The organism is Bartonella sp. AP57NXGY (assembly GCF_042195805.1).
Classification (GTDB): Bacteria; Pseudomonadota; Alphaproteobacteria; order Rhizobiales; family Rhizobiaceae; genus Bartonella.
In genome coordinates, this window is sequence record NZ_JBHIOZ010000221.1 from 1 (window position 1) to 1,888 (window position 1,888).

At 43.3% G+C, this 1,888-nt stretch carries 2 protein-coding genes; one reads left to right on the top strand and one right to left on the bottom strand.

Features of this window, described 5'->3' with window-relative positions:
* Positions 1-1,070, bottom strand: a 1,070-nt coding sequence (locus tag ACFIL8_RS09660; protein ID WP_375689594.1) for a phage tail sheath subtilisin-like domain-containing protein, incomplete at its 3' end; no start/stop codon positions are given.
* A gap of 384 nt (positions 1,071-1,454) precedes the next feature.
* On the opposite strand from ACFIL8_RS09660, the gene ACFIL8_RS09665 reads away from it, so the two are divergent.
* Positions 1,455-1,888, top strand: a 434-nt coding sequence (locus ACFIL8_RS09665) for an antA/AntB antirepressor family protein (protein WP_375689596.1), incomplete at its 3' end; no start/stop codon positions are given.

The window sequence follows — 1,888 nt, forward strand, 5'->3', positions numbered from 1 at the left end:
GTACAGCGCCCACCAAGAATGGCGCCTTGTGCTTTCAAATCACGCAAATAGGCATTGACGCTTTCACTGACATCATTCATGTAGGTTTTTTTGATATTGCGGTCGACAGCCCATAGATGCCCGCGCAAAATGGCATCATTGATCATATCTGCGGTGCGTACTACCGATAAGAAAGCAAATTTTGTATCACTTGAAAGGGTGCGATTACCCCAGAGGCGATAGCCGTTTTCCCGAATAATGGTTGTGATGTTTTGTTCATTGAGAAGGTTGGCGCGGCTTGATCGATCACCAATGGAAAAATCAATAGGGCGCGCAGTTCCCACAATGCCATTAATCACTTTATTGGAAGGAGAATGCCAAAAACCGTGTGTAAAATCAGTTTTGGCAATGACACCAGCAACCGCTGCACTTGCCGGCTGTTCTATAGTTTTTCCATCACGATTCACCTTTACAAATGGATCAATAAGAATGACGCGTTTTGAATCAAAATCCTTTGCTGTGCTAAGAGCGGCTTCATCTGTTGTGTTGGGTGCATCAAGCACCACAATGGCGCGCAAACGCTCGGCAATGCCAATCAATTCTGCTGCTACGGGGTTGGCAGTTGCACCCGTTCCATTCTCTTCAATATTTACACTGGAAGGGCGCTGATGTGTAAAGCCTGGAGCAATCAGAATGCGTGGTGTTTGTCCTACAATGGATTGTGCTCCAATGAAAGCATGAACACCTTCATAAGCACCATTTGCGTTTACACCCCCTAGAATATTGGTGAGAGTCGCATTTTCGTTGTCACCCTCGTTCACGCGTACGACAACGACAATAGCCCCCACTTGCTTGAAAATAAGATCAAGGGCATTGGGTAAGGTCCCTTGACGCTTCCCCGTTTTATCCAGTTTTGCAGCTTGTGAAAGAGAGCCTGCTACCAAAACGGGTGTGTTGAGAGGGAAGGCTTGTTCATCGGCATCGGGTGCTGTGCCAACAATCCCGATAACTGCCGATTGTACCGCGCGAAGGGGTCGGGTGCCGTCGTCAACTTCAACGACTTCAACACCGTGTAGAAAACCTGTTGCCATTTTATACTCCTTTAAATGGTTGGCTAATGAAATGAATGGGAAAAAAATGAGGGGGGTGATTGCTGTATTTGTTAGACCGGCATGATGATAAAAAATTATCGAAAATAGCTTGACATTATTTATGCAATGTGTATTTTCGAATCAGGTGCTTGAAAAACACCTTAAAGCAACTAGCGGATGGATTGCCGAAACAATCTCTTCTCCGCCAACTAAAAGTTTTGACTCATTGTATGTTACACGCATATAATGGCATTGTCGGGTGTGGTTACGCTATACAATACCCTTTATGGGAAAGGCATAACGACGGGCTAGTTGCCGTGTTTTTCAGCGCCCGGCACTCTCTTTAGAGTGTCAATGAAAAACATCTAACAACTAGGAGTTCACATGAACACTCTTATAGAAATTACAGAACAAGTCATTGATGGCGATGCGATTCAGACAGTAAATGCACGTGATCTACATGCGTTTTTAGGAGTAGGTAAAAAGTTTGCAGACTGGATTACTGAACGCATCAACAAATATGATTTTGTCGAAAACAGAGATTATATAGTTTTTCCCAATTTTGGGAAAAACCTCCAAGGTGGTCGTCCCTCTAAAGATTATGCTCTCACTTTAAGTGTAGCCAAAGAACTTTCTATGGTGGAGAACAATAAGAAAGGTAGAGAAGCTCGTTTATATTTTATAGAATGTGAAAAACGTGCAAAACAAGTAGCAACACCACGAATAGATCTTGCCAATGCATTGGAAAATCCTCTTACGATTAAACAGCTCCTTTTAGAGAGTATCAATCAATTAGAAGACTTAAGAAATGAGGTGAG